Annotated in this window: 18 protein-coding genes; 10 read left to right on the plus strand and 8 right to left on the minus strand. The window is 63.7% G+C overall.

The window, feature by feature from the left end; translation table 11 throughout:
- Nucleotides 1–85: 85 nt before the first annotated feature.
- On the minus strand, nucleotides 86–1,102 hold the full coding sequence (gene glk / locus AB6N07_RS03965) for a glucokinase (protein WP_370676512.1): 1,017 nt from the start codon (nucleotides 1,100–1,102) through the stop codon (nucleotides 86–88).
- A gap of 12 nt (nucleotides 1,103–1,114) precedes the next feature.
- Entirely contained in the window at nucleotides 1,115–1,540 is a 426-nt protein-coding gene (locus AB6N07_RS03970) for a methylglyoxal synthase (protein WP_370676513.1), read from the minus strand.
- 433 nt (nucleotides 1,541–1,973) lie between these two features.
- Between AB6N07_RS03970 and AB6N07_RS03975 the strand changes: the two genes are divergently transcribed.
- The 10 genes from AB6N07_RS03975 (at nucleotide 1,974) to upp (ending at nucleotide 12,244) form a co-directional block, all read left to right on the plus strand.
- A complete protein-coding gene (locus AB6N07_RS03975) occupies nucleotides 1,974–2,969 on the plus strand; it encodes a BMP family protein (RefSeq protein WP_370676514.1) in 996 nt (331 codons plus the stop codon).
- 80 nt (nucleotides 2,970–3,049) lie between these two features.
- Nucleotides 3,050–4,573 carry an ABC transporter ATP-binding protein gene (locus tag AB6N07_RS03980; RefSeq protein WP_370676515.1) on the plus strand — a complete coding sequence of 508 codons (1,524 nt, stop codon included), beginning with the start codon at nucleotides 3,050–3,052 and terminating at the stop codon, nucleotides 4,571–4,573.
- Between the two features lie 7 nt (nucleotides 4,574–4,580).
- Nucleotides 4,581–5,684, plus strand: a complete 1,104-nt coding sequence (locus AB6N07_RS03985; protein ID WP_370676516.1) for an ABC transporter permease — start codon at nucleotides 4,581–4,583, stop codon at nucleotides 5,682–5,684.
- A gap of 11 nt (nucleotides 5,685–5,695) precedes the next feature.
- The gene (locus AB6N07_RS03990) at nucleotides 5,696–6,664 is read left to right on the plus strand and encodes an ABC transporter permease (RefSeq protein WP_370676517.1); all 969 of its coding nucleotides are present in this window, start codon (nucleotides 5,696–5,698) and stop codon (nucleotides 6,662–6,664) included.
- A 1-nt stretch (nucleotide 6,665) separates the two neighbouring features.
- On the plus strand, nucleotides 6,666–7,085 hold the full coding sequence (cdd, locus tag AB6N07_RS03995; protein WP_370676518.1) for a cytidine deaminase: 420 nt from the start codon (nucleotides 6,666–6,668) through the stop codon (nucleotides 7,083–7,085).
- 6 nt (nucleotides 7,086–7,091) lie between these two features.
- Nucleotides 7,092–7,913, plus strand: a complete 822-nt coding sequence (locus tag AB6N07_RS04000; protein ID WP_370676519.1) for a purine-nucleoside phosphorylase — start codon at nucleotides 7,092–7,094, stop codon at nucleotides 7,911–7,913.
- Nucleotides 7,910–9,226 carry a thymidine phosphorylase gene (gene deoA / locus AB6N07_RS04005; protein WP_370676520.1) on the plus strand — a complete coding sequence of 439 codons (1,317 nt, stop codon included), beginning with the start codon at nucleotides 7,910–7,912 and terminating at the stop codon, nucleotides 9,224–9,226. The genes AB6N07_RS04000 and deoA overlap by 4 nt, the downstream gene beginning before the upstream one ends.
- Before the next feature lie 84 nt (nucleotides 9,227–9,310).
- Nucleotides 9,311–10,528, plus strand: a complete 1,218-nt coding sequence (locus tag AB6N07_RS04010) for a phosphopentomutase (protein ID WP_370676521.1) — start codon at nucleotides 9,311–9,313, stop codon at nucleotides 10,526–10,528.
- Nucleotides 10,529–10,538: 10 nt separating this feature from the next.
- Entirely contained in the window at nucleotides 10,539–11,525 is a 987-nt protein-coding gene (gene add, locus AB6N07_RS04015) for an adenosine deaminase (protein ID WP_370676522.1), read from the plus strand.
- 92 nt (nucleotides 11,526–11,617) lie between these two features.
- Entirely contained in the window at nucleotides 11,618–12,244 is a 627-nt protein-coding gene (upp, locus tag AB6N07_RS04020) for a uracil phosphoribosyltransferase (protein ID WP_370676523.1), read from the plus strand.
- A 69-nt stretch (nucleotides 12,245–12,313) separates the two neighbouring features.
- Here upp and AB6N07_RS04025 read toward each other — a convergent pair whose 3' ends face one another.
- Genes AB6N07_RS04025 through AB6N07_RS04050 form a run of 6 tightly spaced genes read right to left on the minus strand, consistent with a single transcriptional unit; the run spans nucleotide 12,314 to nucleotide 19,229 of the window.
- Nucleotides 12,314–13,288 (minus strand): type II secretion system F family protein, encoded by a 975-nt coding sequence (locus AB6N07_RS04025; protein ID WP_370676524.1) that lies wholly within the window; start codon nucleotides 13,286–13,288, stop codon nucleotides 12,314–12,316.
- 9 nt (nucleotides 13,289–13,297) lie between these two features.
- Nucleotides 13,298–14,302, minus strand: coding sequence for a type II secretion system F family protein (locus AB6N07_RS04030; protein WP_370676525.1), 1,005 nt, complete (start codon nucleotides 14,300–14,302; stop codon nucleotides 13,298–13,300).
- A gap of 28 nt (nucleotides 14,303–14,330) precedes the next feature.
- On the minus strand, nucleotides 14,331–15,797 hold the full coding sequence (locus AB6N07_RS04035; protein WP_370676526.1) for a CpaF family protein: 1,467 nt from the start codon (nucleotides 15,795–15,797) through the stop codon (nucleotides 14,331–14,333).
- Between the two features lie 23 nt (nucleotides 15,798–15,820).
- A complete protein-coding gene (locus tag AB6N07_RS04040; RefSeq protein WP_370676527.1) occupies nucleotides 15,821–17,092 on the minus strand; it encodes a CpaE family protein in 1,272 nt (423 codons plus the stop codon).
- Nucleotides 17,093–17,104: 12 nt separating this feature from the next.
- Nucleotides 17,105–17,815, minus strand: coding sequence for a CpaD family pilus assembly protein (locus AB6N07_RS04045; protein ID WP_370676528.1), 711 nt, complete (start codon nucleotides 17,813–17,815; stop codon nucleotides 17,105–17,107).
- 22 nt (nucleotides 17,816–17,837) lie between these two features.
- Nucleotides 17,838–19,229, minus strand: coding sequence for a type II and III secretion system protein family protein (locus AB6N07_RS04050; protein WP_370676529.1), 1,392 nt, complete (start codon nucleotides 19,227–19,229; stop codon nucleotides 17,838–17,840).
- Nucleotides 19,230–19,256: the final 27 nt, after the last annotated feature.

Raw genomic sequence — 19,256 nt, forward strand, 5'->3', positions numbered from 1 at the left:
ACCTCCGCTTGGCTATAGCAGATGATGGCTCCCGATGCCGCCAGCCCCATTCACTTTGTCGTTCGTCCGCGGGCAGCGTCGGCGCTCAGCCGCGCCAGTGCCGTCCGTCGAGGCGTAGGCCAAAGGTGTCTGGCCGGCGGGCGAAGTCGACGAGGCCGGCGAGCGCCGGCCGGTCGTGGACGATGATCGCCGTCGGCAGGGCGGCCATCAGGCTCTGGTGCGGATACTTGTCTTCGAAGGCGGCCCGGAAGCTGCCCTGTTGCAGCACCTTGACGATGCGCGGCGCGATTCCGCCGGCCAGATAGACGCCGCCATGAGCGAGGAAGGTCAGGGCAAGGTTGCCAGCGATGCGGCCGAGATGTTCGGCGAACAGGGCGACGGTTTCGACGGCGAGTGGGTCGCCCGTCTCGGCGGCCGCGGTGACGGCGGCCGGGGTATCGCAGGCGGGCAGGGCCTTGCTGGCGGCGGCAACCGCCCGATAGAGGCGCAGAAGGCCAGAACCGCAGATGATGGTCTCGCCGGTGACCCGCCCGCCGGCCCGCTCGATATGCGGCCAGATGTCGTAGTCGCGGGCCGTTACCGGCGCGAGGTCGATATGACCGCCTTCGCCGGGCACCGGGACCCACAGGCCGGCCGCGTCGACGAGGCCGGCGGCGCCGAGACCGGTACCGGGGCCGATAACCACCTTGGTGCCGCGCTCGGGCGGCAGAGCACCGCCGACGGCGACGAGATCTTTCGACTTGAGGCCGGGCAGACACAGGCCGAGTGCTTCGAAATCGTTGAACAGGATGACGTGTTCGAGCCGGAAGCGTTCGATGAGGCGCTTCGGGGTCACGACCCACGGGCAATTGGTGAGCTGGGTGCTCTCCTCGCCGATCGGTCCGGCCAGCGCGAAGACCAACGATTTCGGCACAGGGGCGCCAGCGCCGATCACTGCGTCCTGGATGGCATCTTCGATCGTCGGGAACAGACGCGTTTCGACGGTGTCGAAATGGCGAATGTCGCTGTCGGCATCGGTCAGGAGGGCGAAGCGGGCGTTGGTGCCGCCGATGTCGGCGAACAGGACTGGAAAGGTGACGACGCTGGAGACGCTCTGGGACATCGTGGTCTTCGCTCAGTCAGAGGAAATGGGGGTGGGGCGGGCAAAACCGTCGGCGCGGATCAGTAGCTCCGCCGTCGCGCGGTTAAGGGCCATGGGAATGTCATAGACGACCGACAGGCGGGTAAGGGCCTTGACGTCGACATCGTGCGGCATGGGCGACAGCGGATCGATGAAGAAGATAAGGCCGCTGAGCCTGCCCTCGGCGATCATCGCCCCGATCTGCTGGTCGCCGCCGAGCGGACCGCTCTTCAGGCGGGTGATGTCGAGGCTGGGGCAGGCATCCTGAATGCGAGCGCCCGTCGTGCCGGTGGCGAACAGGCGGAGGGCGGAAAGCCGGACTTCGTGGGCGCGGGCAAACGCGACCATCTCGTCTTTCCTGGCGTCGTGGGCGACGAGCGCGATGGCCGGGGCGATGGCGGATGCGGTAGGCGCGGTCATCGTGTCCTTCGATGCAACAGGGAACTCGATGGGCACGCTATTAGCGCCTTTCCCCCTGAAACGGTATCGGTTTTGCTCTTCGCCCTCGGAAATTTCGGGCGTGGTCCTTTCAAGATGAATTGCTGACCACAAGACCTACGGGCAAACGCGTAGATAATAGGTAGCATACCGGTCGACAATACCGGCGCACAGCGTGCAAATGAAGTGCTCGGACCGCACGATTCCGCCGTTGCTGGCGCGTTATCCAGCAACGCCTGCCTCCCCCGAAAGCGTTGTGCACCAATATTGTCCATTTGGTCAAAAACATAAGAAAGACGATGCAAACGGCTAGAAAGCGTGCTTAGGTACGCGCCACTCGGGGGAGGAGCGTTTGGGGTTTCCTCCACCGATAAAGCCCGAACGGGGGCTCCTTCCAAAAGGGGTGAGGAACACGATGATCAACAAACTGATCGGCGCTACCTTTGTCGCAGCCATGCTGTCGAGCACGGCCATGGCAGCGGACATCAAGCCGGCGCTCGTCTACGGCACGGGCGGCAAGTTCGACAAGTCCTTCAACGAGGCGGCCTATGGCGGCGCGGAGAAGTTCAAGGCCGAGACTGGCATCGAATATCGAGACTTCGAGCCGACCGGCGACACCCAGGGCGAGCAGGCAATTCGCAACTTCGCCTCCAAGGGCTTCAACCCGATTGTGGCCGTTTCCTTTGCCTGGACTTCGGCTATCGAAAAGGTGGCGACCGAATTCCCCGACACCAAGTTCGTCATCGTCGACGCCGTTGTCGAGAAGCCGAACGTCCGTTCGGTTGTCTATAAGGAAGAAGAAGGCTCCTACCTCGTCGGTACTGTCGCTGGCCTGTTCTCGAAGACGGGCAAGGTCGGCTTTGTCGGCGGCATGGACATTCCGTTGATCCGTAAGTTCGAGTGTGGCTACGATCAGGGTGCCCGCGCGGCCAAGGCCGGCAACGAGGTGCTTCAGAACTTCATTGGTACCACCGGCGCGGCCTGGAGCGATCCAGTGCGCGGTGGCGAGCTCGCCAAGGGCCAGATCGACCAGGGCGCGGATGTCATCTACGCGGCGGCCGGTGCTTCGGGTATCGGTGTGCTTCAGACGGCCGCCGATCAGGGCAAGTTCTCGATCGGCGTCGACAGCAACCAGAACTATCTGCATCCGGGTTCGGTGCTGACGTCGATGGTCAAGCGCGTCGATCTCGCCGTCTACAACGCCTTCACCGATACCAAGGCCGACAAGTTCACGGGCGGCGTACAGGCGCTCGGCATCAAGGAAGACGGTGTCTCCTGGGCCTATGACGACAACAACAAGCCGCTGATCACGCCGGAGATTCTGGCCGCGGTCGAAAAGGCCAAGGCGGACATCGTTTCCGGCGCGGTCAAGGTGCACGACTACATGTCGGACAACGCTTGCCCGAAGTGATGTCATAGTCATGAGGGCGCAAGGCATGGCCGGTTTCCGGGCGTGCCTTGCGCCTTTTTCGTATCCGGAGTCGTCAAGCCGTGATCCCATCCCCGACCGCAGCGCCCGCCATCGAACTGATCGGCATCGACAAGAAGTTTGGCGCCGTCCACGCCAACAAGAACATCAACCTCACCGTCGCCAAGGGCTCGATCCACGGCATCATCGGCGAAAATGGCGCCGGCAAGTCGACGCTGATGTCGATCCTCTACGGCTTCTATCAGGCCGATGGTGGCTCGATCCGCATCAACGGCAAGGACACCGTCATCCATGACAGCCAGGCGGCGATTTCCGCCGGCATCGGCATGGTCCATCAGCACTTCATGCTGGTTGAGAATTTCTCCGTTCTTGAAAACGTGATTCTCGGCGTCGAGGGCGGAGCGCTGCTCGGTCGAGGCGTCTCCGACGCCCGGTCGGCGCTGAAGCGCCTTGAGGCCGATTACGGGTTGGAGGTCGATCCCGACGCGATCATCGAGGAATTGCCGGTCGGTCTGCAGCAGCGTGTCGAGATCCTGAAGGCTCTGTACCGCGGCGCCGAGATCCTGATCCTCGACGAGCCCACCGGCGTATTGACGCCGGCCGAGGCCGACCACCTGTTCCGCATCCTCGGTGTGCTGCGCGATCAGGGCAAGACCATCGTTCTCATCACTCACAAGCTCCGCGAAATCATGGCGATCACCGACACGGTTTCGGTGATGCGGCGTGGCGAGATGGTGGCGACCCGTCACACCGCCGAGACGACGGTGGAGGAACTCGCCGAGCTGATGGTCGGCCGCCGCGTGCTTCTGCGCGTCGAAAAGGGGCCGGCCGCTCCGGGCGAGATCGTGCTGTCGGTCAGGAACCTTACGGTCAAGGACGGCCGTGGCGTCACCATGGTCGATAACGTCTCCTTCGACGTTCGTGCCGGCGAGGTCGTCGGTATCGCCGGTGTTGCCGGCAACGGCCAGTCGGAGCTTCTTGAAGCGATCACCGGCATTCGCAAGCCGGCTTCCGGCGAGATCCTGATCAACGGCCAGCCGGTCACCGGTTTCGACGCTGCCCGCCTCAGGGCGCTCGGCCTCGGCCACATTCCCGAGGACCGGCACCACATGGGCCTCGTGCTGGGCTTCGAGGAGAGCGAAAATTCCGTCCTCGGCTATCACCGCGACCGGCGTTATGGTCGGGGACCATTGCTCGACCTCGACGCTTGCCGCGAAGACGCCAAGGCCAAGATCGAGAAATACGATATCCGGCCGCCCAACTGTCGGCTGAAGACCGCCAATTTTTCGGGCGGCAACCAGCAAAAAATCGTCGTTGCCCGTGAGATCGAGCGTGACCCGGCACTTCTGGTGGTGGGGCAGCCGACGCGTGGCGTCGACATCGGTGCCATCGAGTTCATCCATCGCCGGCTGATTGCCATGCGCGACGCCGGCAAGGCGGTGCTGCTGGTGTCGGTGGAACTCGATGAGATCCGCTCGTTATCCGACCGCATCCTCGTGATGTTTGCCGGCCATGTGGTCGGTGAGAAGACGCCCGACACTGGCGAACAGACCCTCGGCCTGATGATGGCCGGCATTGCCGCGTGAGGCCGAGATGAGCACCGCGTCCGTACCGCTTCCCAATTGGATCACCTACGGCTTGATGCCGTTCCTCAACCTTGTGGTTGCCTTCCTGATTTCCGGCGTCGTCGTCTGGTTCATCGGCGAAAGCCCGCTCGAAGCCGTGAAGCTCCTCTTGCAGGGTGCCCTCGGCAACGGCGAGGGCATAGGCTTCACGCTCTATTATGCCACCAACTTCATTTTCACGGGCCTGTCGGTGGCGGTTGCCTACCACGCCGGCCTGTTCAACATCGGCTCGGAAGGCCAGGCCTATGTCGGCGGTCTCGGGGCGGCACTCGCCTCGCTCGCCCTCGACCACTACGTGCCCTGGTACGTGACCATGCCGTTCGCTGTGGCGGGCGCGGCGATTTTTGGCGCCGTCTGGGCGCTGATCCCGGCCTGGCTCCAAGCCAAGCGCGGCAGCCATATCGTCATCACCACTATCATGTTCAACTTCATCGGCGCGGCGTTGATGGTCTACCTGCTCGTTCACGTGCTGATCGTGCCGGGCAAGATGGCGCCGGAAACCCGCGTTTTCCTTGAGGGTGGCCAGCTTCCGAAGCTCGACTGGCTGATCGCCATGTTCGGTGGCAAGATCGGCGCGGCGCCCGTTAACATGTCGTTTCTGATCGCTCTGTTCATGTGCGTCGTCGTCTGGGCGCTGATCTGGCGAACCAAGCTCGGCTATGAAATCCGCACGCTCGGCGCCAGCCCGACGGCCGCCGTCTATGCCGGCATCCCCTACGTCAAGACGGTGATCATCACCATGCTGATTTCTGGTGGTCTGGCCGGCATGATGGCGCTCAATCCGGTGCTCGGCGCCTCGGCCCGGCTGCAGGTGGAGTTCGTCGGCGGCGCCGGCTTCGTCGGCATCGCCGTGTCGCTGATGGGACGCAGCCATCCGATCGGCATCGTGCTCGCCGCCATCCTGTTCGGTGTGCTCTACCAGGGTGGCGACGCCCTGTCCTTCGACATGCCGAAGATCACCCGCGACATGATCGTCGTCATCCAGGGTCTGGTGGTTCTGTTCGCCGGCGCCCTCGAATACATGTTCCGCCCGGCCATCGTCCGGGTGTGGCAGCGGTTCGGCAAGGCCTGAGGAGGGGATCCATGGAAAACCTAGACATCATCTCGATCCTCGGCTCGACCATCCGCCTGTCGATCCCGCTGATCTTCACCGCGCTGGCCGGTCTGTTCACCGAACGGGCGGGCGTGTTCGACATCGGTCTCGAAGGCAAGATGCTGTTCTCGGCCTTCGCCGCCGCCGTCGCCGCCTTCATGACCGGCTCGCCCTGGCTGGGCCTTCTCGCCGGCATCACGGTTTCGGTGCTGATTTCGTTGATCCACGGTTTTGCCTCGATCACCAATCGCGGCAACCAGATCGTGTCGGGCGTCGCCATCAACTTCCTGGCGTCGGGCCTCACCGCTGTACTGGGACAGGCCTGGTTCAGCCAGGGCGGGCGAACGCCGCCACTGTCTCCTTCGGCGCGCTTTACCGAGATCGTCTTTCCCTATGCCGTCGAGCTCAGGGATACGGGCTTCTTCGGTCGCTTCTATGCCAACGTCATCTCCGGCCACAACATCCTGACCTATCTCGCCTTCCTCGCCGTGCCAGCCTCGTGGTGGGTGCTCTACCGCACGCGCTTTGGCCTGCGTCTTCGGGCGGTCGGCGAGAATCCCGGAGCGGTCGACACCGCCGGCATCTCCGTCACCTGGCTGCGTTATCGCGCCACCATCTGCGCTGGTATTCTCTGCGGCTGCGCGGGCACCTATCTTGCCATCGCCCAGTCGGCGGGCTTCGTGAAGGACATGTCGGCCGGCAAGGGCTACATCGCGCTCGCCGCGCTGATCTTTGCCAAGTGGCGGCCGGTGCCGGTGATGCTGGCCTGCCTGCTGTTCGGCTTCCTCGACGCCTTCGCCAACTTCATGCAGGGCAAGAACGTACCGGGCATCGGCGAAGTGCCGGTGCAGATCTTCCAGGCGCTGCCCTATGTGCTGACCTGCGTGCTGCTCGCCGGCTTCATCGGCGTGGCCCGGCCGCCGAAGGCTGGCGGCGTACCCTATGTCAAGGAGCGCTGAGATGGCCGATTTCGACACGCTGTTCGCGGCGGCGAGCGCTGCCCGCGCCCGGGCGCACGCGCCCTATTCCAACTATGCCGTCGGCGCGGCGCTGCTCGCCGACGATGGCAACGTCTATTCGGGCTGCAACGTCGAGAACGCCGCTTTCCCCGAAGGTTGGTGCGCAGAGACGACGGCCATCGGCCAGATGGTCATGGGCGGTGCCAAGCATATCGTCCGCGCCGTGGTGGTGGCGAGCCGCATCGATGGCGAGCGTGTGCCGGGCGGTCGCTTCTGCACGCCTTGCGGCGGCTGCCGCCAGCGTCTTTCGGAATTCGCAGCGTCGCCGGCCACCGAAATCTGGGCCGCCGATCCCGAAGGCGCCAGCCAGCATTTCACGATGGCCGAGCTATTGCCGGCCGGATTCGTTCTGGAGGAGTGAACGAACATGCCTGAACTCTCCAACGCAGCCCGCGCGGCGGCGATGATCGCTGCCAAGACTGATCTGAAGCCGCTCGTCGGCATGGTGCTGGGCTCCGGGCTCGGCTCGTTCGCCGATAGCGTCGAAGGCGCCGTCCGCTTTTCCTTCGCCGATCTACCGGGCTTTCCGGTTTCCACTGTCTCCAGCCACAAGGGTGAGTTGATCATTGGCCGCATCGCCGGCCAGCCGGTGGCGGTGCTGTCCGGTCGCGCTCACTATTACGAGCATGGCGAGGCGGCGGTCATGAAGACGCCGATCGAGGTGCTGAAGCTGATCGGCTGCCGCGCCGTGATCCTGACCAACGCCGCTGGCGGCCTGCATCTGGAGGTCGGTCCGGGCGAGTTGATGCTGATCACTGACCACATCAACTTCACCGGCTCCAATCCGCTGGTCGGAGAACTCGGCGACGAGCGCTTCGTCGGCATGTCGCAGGCCTATGATCTCCGCTTGCAGGCGCTGTTCCGCGAGGCCGCCGCCGCGGAGGGCGTGGCACTGCATTCCGGCGTCTACGTCTGGTTCACCGGTCCGTCTTTCGAGACGCCGGCCGAGATCCGCGCCGCCAAGATTCTCGGTGGCGATGCCGTCGGCATGTCGACGGTGCCGGAGGTGATCCTTGCCCGCTACATGGGGCTGGAGGTTGCTGCCGTCTCCACCGTTACCAATCCCGCCGCCGGTCTCACCGATCAGGAACTCAGTCATGAGGATGTGAAAGAGGCGGCGCCCAGGGGAGCCGAGAAACTCCGGCGCATCCTGCCTCGGGTCATCGCTGCTTATGGAGCAAAGGCATGAGCTTCCTGCCGCAGGAAATCATCCGGAAGAAGCGCGACGGCGCCGTGCTCAGCCGCGACGAGATCGCCTTCATGGTCGAGGGCCTGACGGCCGGCTCGGTGACCGAGGGACAGGTTGCGGCGTTCGCCATGGCCACCTTCTTTCGCGGCATGACCATCGATGAGCGTGTGGCGTTGACCCTTGCCATGCGCGATTCGGGGACCGTGCTCGACTGGTCCGACCTGCCGGGGCCAGCTCTCGACAAACATTCGACCGGCGGTGTCGGCGATACCGTATCGCTGATGCTGGCGCCAGCCATCGCGGCCTGCGGGGGCTATGTCCCGATGATTTCCGGCCGTGGTCTCGGCCACACCGGAGGCACACTCGACAAGCTCGACGCGGTGCCGGGCTACAAGACGCAGCCGGACAACGATCTGTTCCGCAAGGTGGTGCGCGAGGTCGGCTGCGCCGTCATCGGCCAGACCGCCGATCTTGCTCCGGCCGACAAGCGGGTTTACGCCATCCGCGACGTGACCGGCACGGTGGAGAGCATCGATCTGATTACCGCGTCGATCCTCTCCAAGAAGCTCGCCGCCGGCCTCCATGGTCTGGTTCTCGACGTCAAGACCGGCACCGGCGCCTTCATGGCGAGCCTTGAGGATTCGCGGGCTTTGGCCGAAAGCCTCGTTCACGTGGCAAATGGCGCCGGTCTGCCGACCATCGGCGTGATCACCGACATGAACGAGCCGCTCGGAACGGCGGCCGGCAATGCACTGGAAGTGCAGCTCGCGGTCGATTTCCTGACCGGAAAGCGCATCGATCCGCGCATGTGGGAGGTGACGGTTGCCCTCTCGGCCGAAATGCTGGTGATCGGCGGCCTTCGTCCTGAGCTTGCCGAAGCGCGTGTCGCGGTCGAGGAGGCGTTCACCTCTGGCCGGGCAGCGGAAATCTTCGGTAGCATGGTCAGCGCGCTCGGCGGGCCGATCGATTTCGTGACCAAAGCCGACAGCTATCTCGTCAAGGCACCGGTGGTGAAACCGGTGCACGCGCCTCAGGCCGGCACCATCGCGGCGATCGATGCGCGGGCGATCGGCGTTGCCGTTGTCGGTCTCGGCGGTGGCCGTACCCGGCCGCAGGATGCCATTGATCCGTCCGTTGGCTTCTCGGCATTGGCCGGTCTTGGCGAGGATGTTGGCCCCGATCACCCGCTCGGCTTCGTGCATGCGGCGAGCGAGGCGGCGGCCGAAGCGGCCACGGTGGCGCTGATTGCCGCCTACCAGCTTGGCGACCGGCCTGAACGCGGCCCTTCGGTGATCGAGCGGGTCGGCGGATAAGCCGGTTCCCGAGGCGGTCGTGGACGGCGCCGCCCCGGGATTCAGAAAAGATCTGGAGGTGCCGGCAGGCGCCGGGGAGGACTCATGAAACGGGCCATCATCATTGTGCTCGACAGCTTCGGCATCGGCGGCGCGCCGGATGCCGCCCGGTTCGGTGACGAGGGGGCCGACACATTCGGCCACATCGCGGCCGAATGCGCGGCCGGACGGGGCGATCGAGAGGGGCTGCGATCGGGGCCACTTTCACTTCCCAATCTTGAGCGCTTGGGCCTCGGGCTTGCCGCCGAACTTGCGACTGGCCAGAAGCCGGCCGGCTTTTCCCGCATGGTCGCGGAGGGGCGCTATGCCGCTCCCGCCGAGGTATCGAGCGGCAAGGATACACCGTCCGGTCACTGGGAGATCGCCGGCGTGCCGGTGCCTTTCGAGTGGGGGTATTTCCCGCCGGAGCCGCCAAGTTTCCCGGCCGAACTGATCGAAGCCTATGTGCGCGCGACCGGTGTACCGGGCATCCTTGGCAACTGCCACGCCTCCGGTACCGAAGTCATCGCCCGCTTTGGCGAGGAGCACATCCGTACCGGCAAGCCGATCGTCTACACCTCGGCTGATTCGGTGATGCAGATTGCCGCTCACGAGACGCATTTCGGCCTCGAAAAGCTGCTCGCCGATTGCGAGATCGCCCGTAAGCTGGTCGACGCCTACCGCGTTGGCCGCGTGATCGCCCGCCCCTTCATTGGCGAGACCAAGGACACCTTCAAGCGGACGGCCAACCGGCGCGACTATGCCGTGCCGCCGCCCGAACCGACGCTGCTGACCCGCGTCGAGGCGGCGGGTGGCAAGGTCTATGGCATCGGCAAGATCGGCGACATCTTCGCCCACCAGAACATCACCATCACCCGCAAGGGCAAGTCCAACGACGGCAATCTCGATCTCGGCATCGCGGCGCTTGGTGAAGCTGGGGCCGGCGATCTCGTCTTCGTCAACCTCGTCGATTTCGACACCGAATACGGTCACCGTCGCGACGTTGCCGGCTATGCCGCCTGTCTCGAAGACTTCGACCGGCGCCTGCCCGAAGTGGAGGCGGCGATGGGCGATGGTGACATGCTGCTGATCACCGCCGACCACGGTTGCGATCCGACTTGGCGCGGCAGCGACCACACTCGCGAGCGCGTGCCGGCGCTGTTCGCCGGTCCGCACGTGCCATCCGGCCCGGCTGGACGTCCCGATACCTTTGCCGACATGGCCGAGACCGTTGCCGCCTGGCTCAGCCTTGCGCCCGGCCGGCACGGCCGCTCTCTAGTGTGAAAGACTGTCCATGACCGAACCGACCGCCGTGCCTTCGGCACCGAAGGCCGAACTGCACGTTCATCTTGAGGCCGGTGCCACGCCCGACCTCGTCCGCCGCAACGCTGCCCGCTACGGGGTGGACGTGTCGCGCCTGTTCGACGACGACGGGCGCTACCTCTGGACGGACTTCTCGGCCTTCCTCATTGCCTATGATCTCGCCGCTTCGGTCTTTCGCACGCCCGAGGATTTCGCCGAGATCGCCGAGGTCTACCAGTTGCAGGCCGCCGCGGCCGGCTCGATCTACACCGAATTCTTCGTGTCGCCCGACTTTGGCGAACGCTCAGGTCTCGGCTATCGCAGCTATCTCGATGGCATCGTCGAGGGGCTGCGCCGAGCCGAAGCTGCGACGGGCATCGTCGGTCGGGTGATCCCGCTCGTCGAGCGTCACTATGGCCCCGATCGCGGTGTCGAGGCGGCGCGGATGGCGGTCAACAATCTCGTGCCGGAGGTCGTGGGTTTCGGCATGGCCGGCGAAGAGCGTCTCCATGCGCCGCATGAGTTTGTTTCTGCTTTCGAAATTGCCGCCGAGGCGGGCCTGCCGCTGACCTGCCATGCCGGCGAATGGTGTTCCTGGGAGGGTGTCGCGGCGACGCTCGACGCCATCCCCGTAAGGCGTATTGGCCATGGTGTGCGGGCTATCGAGAGCCCCGACCTCGTGCGCCGCATCGCCGAGGAGGGGATTCACCTCGAGGTGTGTCCGGTCTCCAATGTCACGCTCGGCGTCTATCCCGACTACGCCCGCCATCCGCTGCTGGCACTCAGGGCGGCCGGAGTGCGCCACTCGCTCAATACCGACGATCCGCCGTTCTTCTGGACGTCGGTCGGCCACGAATACCGGGTGGCGCGTGAGGCTTTCGGGCTGACCGATGCCGAGCTGGCAGCCGTGACACGGATCGCGATCGAGGATGCCTTTTGCGACGAGGTAACCAAAGCGCGACTTCTTGCCCGGTTGTGAGCGGAAATCTGGTGGAGATCGGGGAAAATGCCGGTTTCGGAGGCGGCTCTGAATCTCTATGGTCGCCGAAACCCAAAGCCCGCGAGGAGCCTATGAGCGTCAAGGTCATCGATCATCCGCTGGTGCAGCACAAGCTCACCATCATGCGCAACAAGGAAACCTCGACGGCGAGCTTCCGGCGGCTATTGCGCGAGATTTCGACATTGCTTTGCTATGAGGTGACGCGCGACCTGGCGCTGACCGAAGTCGAGATCGAGACGCCGCTGCAGACCATGATGGCGCCAACCCTCGAAGGCAAGAAGCTGGTGTTTGCCTCGGTGCTCCGCGCCGGCAACGGCCTTCTTGAGGGCATGCTCGATCTGGTGCCGGCTGCCCGTGTGTCGCACATCGGCATCTACCGCGATCACGAAACGCTGCAGCCTGTCGAATATTACTTCAAGGCACCGGCCGATCTATCGGACCGACTGACCATCGTCGTCGACCCGATGCTGGCGACCGGCAATTCGTCGATTGCCGCCGTTGACAAGCTGAAGGAACGCGGTGCCCGCGATATCCGTTTCGTCTGTCTGCTGGCCGCCCCCGAGGGTATCAAGCACTTCGTTGAGGCGCATCCCGACGTCCCGGTGTTCACGGCGGCGATCGACAGCCATCTCAACGAGAAGGGCTATATCGTGCCCGGTCTCGGCGACGCCGGCGACCGCATGTACGGCACAAAGTAGACGCTCTGAATCTCAAAACTCGAAGCCCCGGCGAGTGATCGTCCGGGGCTTTTGCGTTTTTGTCGCAGCTTAATGCAGCGACATGATCTTGATGATGGCCGGCGCCATGATGACGGCGAACAGCACCGGCAGGAAGAACAGGATCATCGGCACCGTCAGCTTGGGCGGTAGCGCCGCAGCCTTCTTCTCTGCTTCGTTCATGCGCATGTCGCGGTTTTCCTGGCTGAGCACGCGTAGCGTCTGGCCCATGGGCGTGCCGTAGCGTTCGGACTGCATGAGTGCCAGGCAGACCGCCTTGACGCCGTCGAGACCTGTGCGGTTGGCCAGATTCTCATAGGCTTGCCGCCGATCGGACAGGAAGGACAGCTCGGCGGTTGTCAGGCTGAGTTCCTCGGCAAGTGCTAGCGACTGGCTGCCGATCTCCTCGGAGACGCGGCGGAAGGCGAGCTCGATCGACATGCCGCTCTCAACGCAAATAAGCAGAAGATCGAGGGAGTCGGGAAAGGCGCGCTTGATCGAATGCTGGCGCTTTTGCAGAGCGTTTGAGACGAAGATCACTGGCAGGTAGAAGCCGGCATAGGCGATGATCAAGCATATGCCTATTTTGAAGGGGAGAGGACGATCGATCTTCAACACGACGAACATGTAGAAGATTGCAATCGCCAAGAAGCCGAAAGGCAGCACGAAACGGGCAAACAAGAAAGTGGTGGTGGCTGCTTCGCTCCGATAGCCGGCTTGCTTCAGCTTCTCCTCGCCTTTCTCGTCGAGTAGCGCTTTTCGGAGCGATAGCTTCTCGACCAAACCGCGCATGTAGGCCTTGGACGATTTGCCGCGCAGCGAGCCGCGCCCCTCCTCGGCCAGCCGAGCGCGCTCGCGTTGGCGAATTTTTTCCCGCTCGTCGGCGACCGCGCGCATGCGGGATGGAAGGCGGTCGCTCGACAGGAGCGGCATGGCCAGACTGAGAACGGTGGCGAATATGGCAAGCGATACGAGGATGGCCATCAGGACCACCGGATCGCGCAACGTGTCGATGATCGCGCCCATGGTAGTCCCTTAGAAGTCGAAGGCGATCATGCGCTTCATGACGAAGACGCCGATCAGCATCCAGAGAATCGAAATGCCGAGAACGATCTGTCCCATCGGCGTGATGAACAACACCATGATGTAGTCGGGGCTGGTCAGGTAGACGAGGGTGGTAACGATGAAGGGCAGTGAGCCGATGATGCCGGCCGACGACTTGGCCTCCATGCTCATCGCCTGGATCTTGGCTCGCATCTTCTTGCGCTCACGGAGAACCTTGGCGAGATTGCCGAGCGCCTCCGAGAGATTGCCGCCAGCCTTCGACTGGATGGAGAGCACGATGCCGAAGAAATTGGTCTCCGGCAGCGGCACGCGCTCGTACATGCGCAGGACCGCCTCGTCGATCGGCATTCCGAGCTGCAGCCCCTCAATGATGGTGCGGAACTCGCTTTTGACTGGCTCCTTGGCCTCGCTGGCGATCATCCGGAGACAATCGTTAAGCGGCAGGCCCGCCTTGACGCCGCGGACGATGACCTCGACGGCGTTGGAAAGCTCGTCGATGAAGGCTGCATGACGGCGCTTGCGAATGAAATTAACGAGAAAGCGAGGCAGCCCGAAGGCACCGACGAAACCTGCGCCAAGCACAAGAAGGATCGGCAAGCCGGTGACGAAACAGATGACCGTGACGACAATGCCGGCTACGGCGCTATAGGCATAGAAGCGGCCAGTGGACAGCGTAAGTCCTGCCTGCTCGAGGCGGAGTTGCATCGGCGGGTTAGTGGATTTCGATGCCCTGTGCTTCTGCTTGATCTCCAGATCCTTCAGAGTCTCCTGAACGTTGCGGCGGCGGGCGGACGAGGGCGCGGTCGTCTTGGTCCGTTCGATATCGATTGAAGGCGCGACCACCAACGTCCGCCGGCGTTCGACCGAAGCCTGCCGTTCTATGCGGCCGTAGAAAAAACCGTAGAGCAGCGCGGCGATCGAAAAGCCAACGAGGCCCATCATCGCGAGGACGCGGATGTCGATACCGATCTGCATGCTCCCTCTCTTCTGTTGTTGCCGGAGGTTAACTGTAGGCGCCGGCCGGTTCCTTTGCCTCGGATGCATCGAGGGCGGCGGCGAGCCGCCGCTCCTCGCCATAGTATCGGGCGCGATCCCAGAACTTCGGCCGACCGATACCGGTCGACCGGTGCCGGCCGATCAGGCGGCCATCGCTCTCTTCGCCGACGATGTCGTAAACAAACAGATCCTGCGTGATCACCACATCGCCTTCGAGGCCAACCACCTCGGTGATATGGGTGATGCGGCGCGAACCGTCTCTGAGGCGCGCCGCCTGGATGATCACGTCGATCGAAGTGACGATCATCTCGCGCACCGTCTTGGATGGCAGCGTATAGCCACCCATGGAGATCATTGATTCAATGCGGGAGATCGCCTCGCGCGGCGTGTTGGCGTGCAACGTACCCATCGAGCCATCGTGGCCTGTGTTCATCGCTTGCAGCAGATCGAAGGCTTCGGGGCCACGCACTTCGCCGACGATGATTCGTTCGGGACGCATGCGCAGGCAGTTCTTGACGAGATCGCGCATGGTCACCTGGCCCTCACCCTCGAGGTTGGGTGGGCGTGTCTCGAGGCGGACGACGTGCGGCTGCTGCAGCTGGAGCTCAGCGGCGTCTTCGCACGTGATGATGCGTTCGGTGGGTTCAATGTAGGCGGTGAGGCAGTTGAGCAATGTCGTCTTGCCGGAGCCGGTACCGCCGGATATCAGCACGTTGCAGCGGCAGCGGCCGATGATTTCGAGAATGGCGGCGCCCTCGGGGGTGATCGAGCCGAACTTGACCAGCTGCGGCAGCGTCAGCTTGTCCTTCTTGAACTTGCGGATGGTCAGCGTCGGCCCGTCGATGGCGAGCGGCGGGGCGATGACGTTGACACGGCTGCCGTCCGGCAGGCGCGCGTCGCAGATCGGCGAAGCTTCATCGACACGGCGGCCGATCTGACTGACGATGCGTTGGCAGATGTTCATCAGCTGGACGTTGTCGCGGAAGCGCACGCCGGTCTTGATCATCTTGCCGGCGACTTCGATGAAGACGGCGTCGGCGCCGTTGACCATGATGTCGGCGATATCGTCGCGGGCGAGCAGCGGTTCGAGCGGGCCGTAGCCCAGCACGTCGTTGCAGATGTCGTCGAGCAGTTCTTCTTGCTCGGAGATCGACATCACCACCGCCTTCAGCGTGATGATGTCACCGACGATGTCGCGGATTTCTTCGCGCGCCGTTTCGATGTCGAGCTTGGCGAGCTGGCTGAGATCGATTGTTTCGATCAGCGCCGAGAAAATCGACGATTTGGTATCGTAGTAGCTGTCGGACCTACGCCGCTCCTGCGTCTCCGGCGCCGGGGTCGACGCGGGACGAGCCGCGGGCGCCGGCGTTGTCGCTAATGTGGAGGTGGGGGGCGCGTCGGCTGCCCACGCCGCTGGAGGCGCCTTCGGTTTCTCCTGGGCCGAGCCAGCTGAGCCACGCTTGCCAAAGGACATCGAACGTCTCCTCGTCCTGATCGTCAGTGCGCCTTGAGGCGCGGCAGGCGGGCGAGCAGGGGCATGAGAGCCGACTTGCGACCGCTACGGGCGACGCTACGACCCGTAAGCCGGGCGGCAAGCGTGTCGAAGATCTGCGCGACCGGCGCTCGGGCGTTGATTTCGGCGATCATCTGGCCATTGTTGGTCGCCGTGCCGAACAGCGCCGCGTCGAACGGAATGATGGCTGCCGGATCGAGCTGCAGCGCCTTCTGGAAATCGGCTGGTTTGATCTCCGGACGCTTCGGCAACCCGACCTGATTGATGACGAGGCGGGGGGCCGCGTCGTTGGGGCGGGCGATTTTCAGCTGGTCGATAAGGTTCTTGGTGTTTCTGAGCGAGGCAAGGTCGGGCAGCGCCGTGATCACGACCTCGTCGGCGGCGCCGAGCAGTCGGCGGACCCAGGCTGTCCAGAGGTGTGGCACATCAAGGATGACCGCCGGCGCACCGACGCGGGCGGCCTCGAGGATCGGATCGAAGGCCATTTCGTCGTAGTCAAAGGCGCGATCAAGAGTCGCCGGCGCGGCGAGCAGGCTGAGGTTGTCGGCGCATTTGGCGAGCAGTCGATCAAGAAAGACGTCATCCACCCGGTCACCGGCGGCGAGCGCATCGGCCAATGTCTGTGCCGGTTCCTGATTGAAGTCGAGGCTGGCGGTGCCGAAGGGCAGGTCGAGATCGGCCAGCACAACGCCTCCATCGAAGGCGCGCGACAGAGCGAAGGCGACGTTATGGGCGACTGTCGACGAGCCGGCGCCACCGCGGGCACCAATGAAGGCGATCGTCCGCCCCACGGGCTTCACGTCGGGCGAGAGATAGATCTCACCGATCTCGCGAATGACGTCGTAGATACCGAAAGGGGCGACCATGTATTCGGAAACGCCGCGGCGCATGAGGTCGCGGTAGAGCGCCACGTCGTCGTGATGACCAATCAGCACGACCTTGGTACCGGCATCGCATACGGTGGCCAGCTGGTCGACCTGGGCAAGCACTCCCTCACGTCGTTCGCGTGTCTCGACAAAAAGAAGGTTCGGTGTCGGGGCCGCGGCGTAGAAGTCAAGCGCGGCGGCGACGCCGCCTTGGTGCACCTTGACGTGTGCCTTGGCCATGTGGCGATCGGCGGCCGCCAGCTCCAATACGTCGGCGACTTCCGGCGTTTCGCAGAACGCCTGAACGGCGATGCGCGGCACGGGTTTCAGCCCGTCGGCGTTGGCGGGCCGGCCGGAAGCGGAGGGAGCGTGCGGATCGTCGATGGTCATAGCCGTCGGTTCCTAGAAAGTCGAAGTCGGATAAGTGGCCGATGGGCTCGATCCCTTGGCCGCCTTCTGCAACATTTCCCAGCGCTGCCAGCCACGCACGGGCGTCTCTGCTCGCGGCATAAGGAGATCGTTGGGATTTTCCACCATGGCCGCGAGATTGGCCTGAGTGGCACACCCGAACTCGGCGCCATCGTCCCCCTTCTGAGTGTCGGGAAGGGCATCGGAGGTCCACCGGCCACAGGGAGGGCTCACGGCCTTGATGCGGACAAATCCGAGGCGGATCGGTGCGGGAACGCGTGGGTTGGCAACAGCATAGGTCTGAGTTCTCAGATAGGCTGCCGCGACACCCGATTGCCGCAGAACGGTTTGGATCTGCCGAGCGAGATAATCGGCGGCCGCCTGATTGATCGATCCAGCAGGCGTCATCACGACCACTGGCCCGGTGGCGTTGCGCGCGGCGTCGACACCAAAGTCGGCGATCACTGCCTTGAGCTCGGGGGAAAGGCCTCCCGTGCCTGTGCCGACCGGAATGTCCAGTGTTTGAGGCGCCTCGGTGACGGCAATCGGATAAGCGCTACGGTAGCCGTCGGCCGGTAGGCCGTCCGTCAGCGCCTGGCCCTGCTGGTTGCAGGCGGCGAGCGCCAACGCCAGAGCGACCATCACCGGTTTCGCGGACCGACGCGGCTGCCTTTCGGGGCAGGTAAGCGGATTCATTGCCTGCATGGCACTCCTCCAATGCGTCGGCTTAGTCATACGAGAAGCCGTAGCGGCCCTGGTAGGAACCGGAAGCGGCACCGTTGACGCGATAGATGCGGTTGATCTGATTCAAGAAATAGCTTTGGGCGTCGGCCTGGAAGTTGAGGTTCTGGTCAGGCCGGGTGATCGCTGACGGCGCAACGTTCTGGACGATATAGGGTGTTACGAAGACGACCAGTTCGGTCTGCTGGCGCTGGTAGGCCTCGCTCTTGAACAGCGCGCCGAGGATCGGCAGGTCCGACAGGCCCGGCGTGCCGTTGATGGTCTTGGAGATGTTGTCGCGCAAGAGTCCACCGATGGCGATGGCGCCGCCGGATGGGACTTCAACCGTGGTTTCAGCGCCGCGTTTCTTGATGGCCGGAGTGGTGGAACTGAGCGACGTGTCGATGTCGCTTACCTCGGTATTGATGTTGAGACTGATGCGGCCGGAAGTCAGCACCACCGGCGTGAACTTCAAGATGACGCCGTATTCCTTGAAGTTGACGGTGTTGCCGTTGTTGCTGGTGATCGTGTAGGGAATTTCGCCGCCCACCACCACCTTGGCCGGCTGGCCTGAAATAGCCGTGACGTTTGGTTCCGCCAGTGTGCGCACAACACCCTGGGTCTTCAGGGCGTTGATCATCGCGGTAAAGTTGTTTGTTGAGATGTTCAGCGCCGAGCTGGTGCTCGTGTCGCCGATACCGAACAGTTTGGTGGAATCGGATGACAATCCCGCCAAATTGGTCGTGAGATTGCTCGCGGAACTCGCCGCGGTGACCGCCCCCACTGTGCCCGCCATATCGATGCCGAGCTTCCTGACCGTGTCTTTTTCTACCTCGGCGATCACGACCCGCAGGTTGACTTGGTCGGAGCCGGAGATGGAGATCGAGTTGATGACCTTTTCCGGCGAACCAACGAACTTGCCGGCGATGTTGGCCGCCGTAGCGGCCGCTTCGGGCGATGTGGCGGTCCCCGATAGTACTAGAGAATCACCGAGCGACTGCGCCTTGATATGCGAGCCGGGAACGACCTGTGCCAGCGTATTCTCGAGGCCGACGGTGTCGCGACCGATCACCAGCTCGAAATGCGCGATCTGGCGGTTGCCGGCCCCGAACAGGAAGACGTTAGCCTCGCCGACGCTCATGCCTATCAGGTAGATTTTGCGATTGTTGCGCACCACCGCATCGGCGATCGTCGGATTGGATACCAGAACGTCGCGAATATCCTCAGGCAGGTCGATGACCATGGACTTGTTGAGGCCAAGGTTGATAACCCGGCCGTCGATGTCGGTGACCGAGTTGAGGGCGGCGGGGTCCGCGGCTCGGACCGGCTCGGCGGAAAGTGCCAGGCCGGCGGCAAAAAGACCCGCGAAGGGGAGTATCAGCGCTAGGCAGCGATTCATGACCGGGTTTCCTGCAGTTGCGATCGG

It is taken from the genome of Pleomorphomonas sp. PLEO, assembly GCF_041320595.1.
GTDB lineage: Bacteria > Pseudomonadota > Alphaproteobacteria > Rhizobiales > Pleomorphomonadaceae > Pleomorphomonas.

Coding starts and splice junctions, on each gene's coding strand:
- AB6N07_RS04000 (WP_370676519.1), top strand. CDS start 7,092: ATGCCTGAACTCTCCAACGCAGCCCGCGCGGCGGCGATGATCGCTGCC.
- AB6N07_RS04040 (WP_370676527.1), bottom strand. CDS start 17,092: ATGACCATCGACGATCCGCACGCTCCCTCCGCTTCCGGCCGGCCCGCC.
- AB6N07_RS04030 (WP_370676525.1), bottom strand. CDS start 14,302: ATGCAGATCGGTATCGACATCCGCGTCCTCGCGATGATGGGCCTCGTT.
- AB6N07_RS03975 (WP_370676514.1), top strand. CDS start 1,974: ATGATCAACAAACTGATCGGCGCTACCTTTGTCGCAGCCATGCTGTCG.
- AB6N07_RS04025 (WP_370676524.1), bottom strand. CDS start 13,288: ATGGGCGCGATCATCGACACGTTGCGCGATCCGGTGGTCCTGATGGCC.
- deoA (WP_370676520.1), top strand. CDS start 7,910: ATGAGCTTCCTGCCGCAGGAAATCATCCGGAAGAAGCGCGACGGCGCC.
- cdd (WP_370676518.1), top strand. CDS start 6,666: ATGGCCGATTTCGACACGCTGTTCGCGGCGGCGAGCGCTGCCCGCGCC.
- AB6N07_RS03970 (WP_370676513.1), bottom strand. CDS start 1,540: ATGACCGCGCCTACCGCATCCGCCATCGCCCCGGCCATCGCGCTCGTC.
- AB6N07_RS04035 (WP_370676526.1), bottom strand. CDS start 15,797: ATGTCCTTTGGCAAGCGTGGCTCAGCTGGCTCGGCCCAGGAGAAACCG.
- upp (WP_370676523.1), top strand. CDS start 11,618: ATGAGCGTCAAGGTCATCGATCATCCGCTGGTGCAGCACAAGCTCACC.
- AB6N07_RS03990 (WP_370676517.1), top strand. CDS start 5,696: ATGGAAAACCTAGACATCATCTCGATCCTCGGCTCGACCATCCGCCTG.
- add (WP_370676522.1), top strand. CDS start 10,539: ATGACCGAACCGACCGCCGTGCCTTCGGCACCGAAGGCCGAACTGCAC.
- AB6N07_RS04010 (WP_370676521.1), top strand. CDS start 9,311: ATGAAACGGGCCATCATCATTGTGCTCGACAGCTTCGGCATCGGCGGC.
- AB6N07_RS04050 (WP_370676529.1), bottom strand. CDS start 19,229: ATGAATCGCTGCCTAGCGCTGATACTCCCCTTCGCGGGTCTTTTTGCC.
- AB6N07_RS04045 (WP_370676528.1), bottom strand. CDS start 17,815: ATGCAGGCAATGAATCCGCTTACCTGCCCCGAAAGGCAGCCGCGTCGG.
- AB6N07_RS03985 (WP_370676516.1), top strand. CDS start 4,581: ATGAGCACCGCGTCCGTACCGCTTCCCAATTGGATCACCTACGGCTTG.
- glk (WP_370676512.1), bottom strand. CDS start 1,102: ATGTCCCAGAGCGTCTCCAGCGTCGTCACCTTTCCAGTCCTGTTCGCC.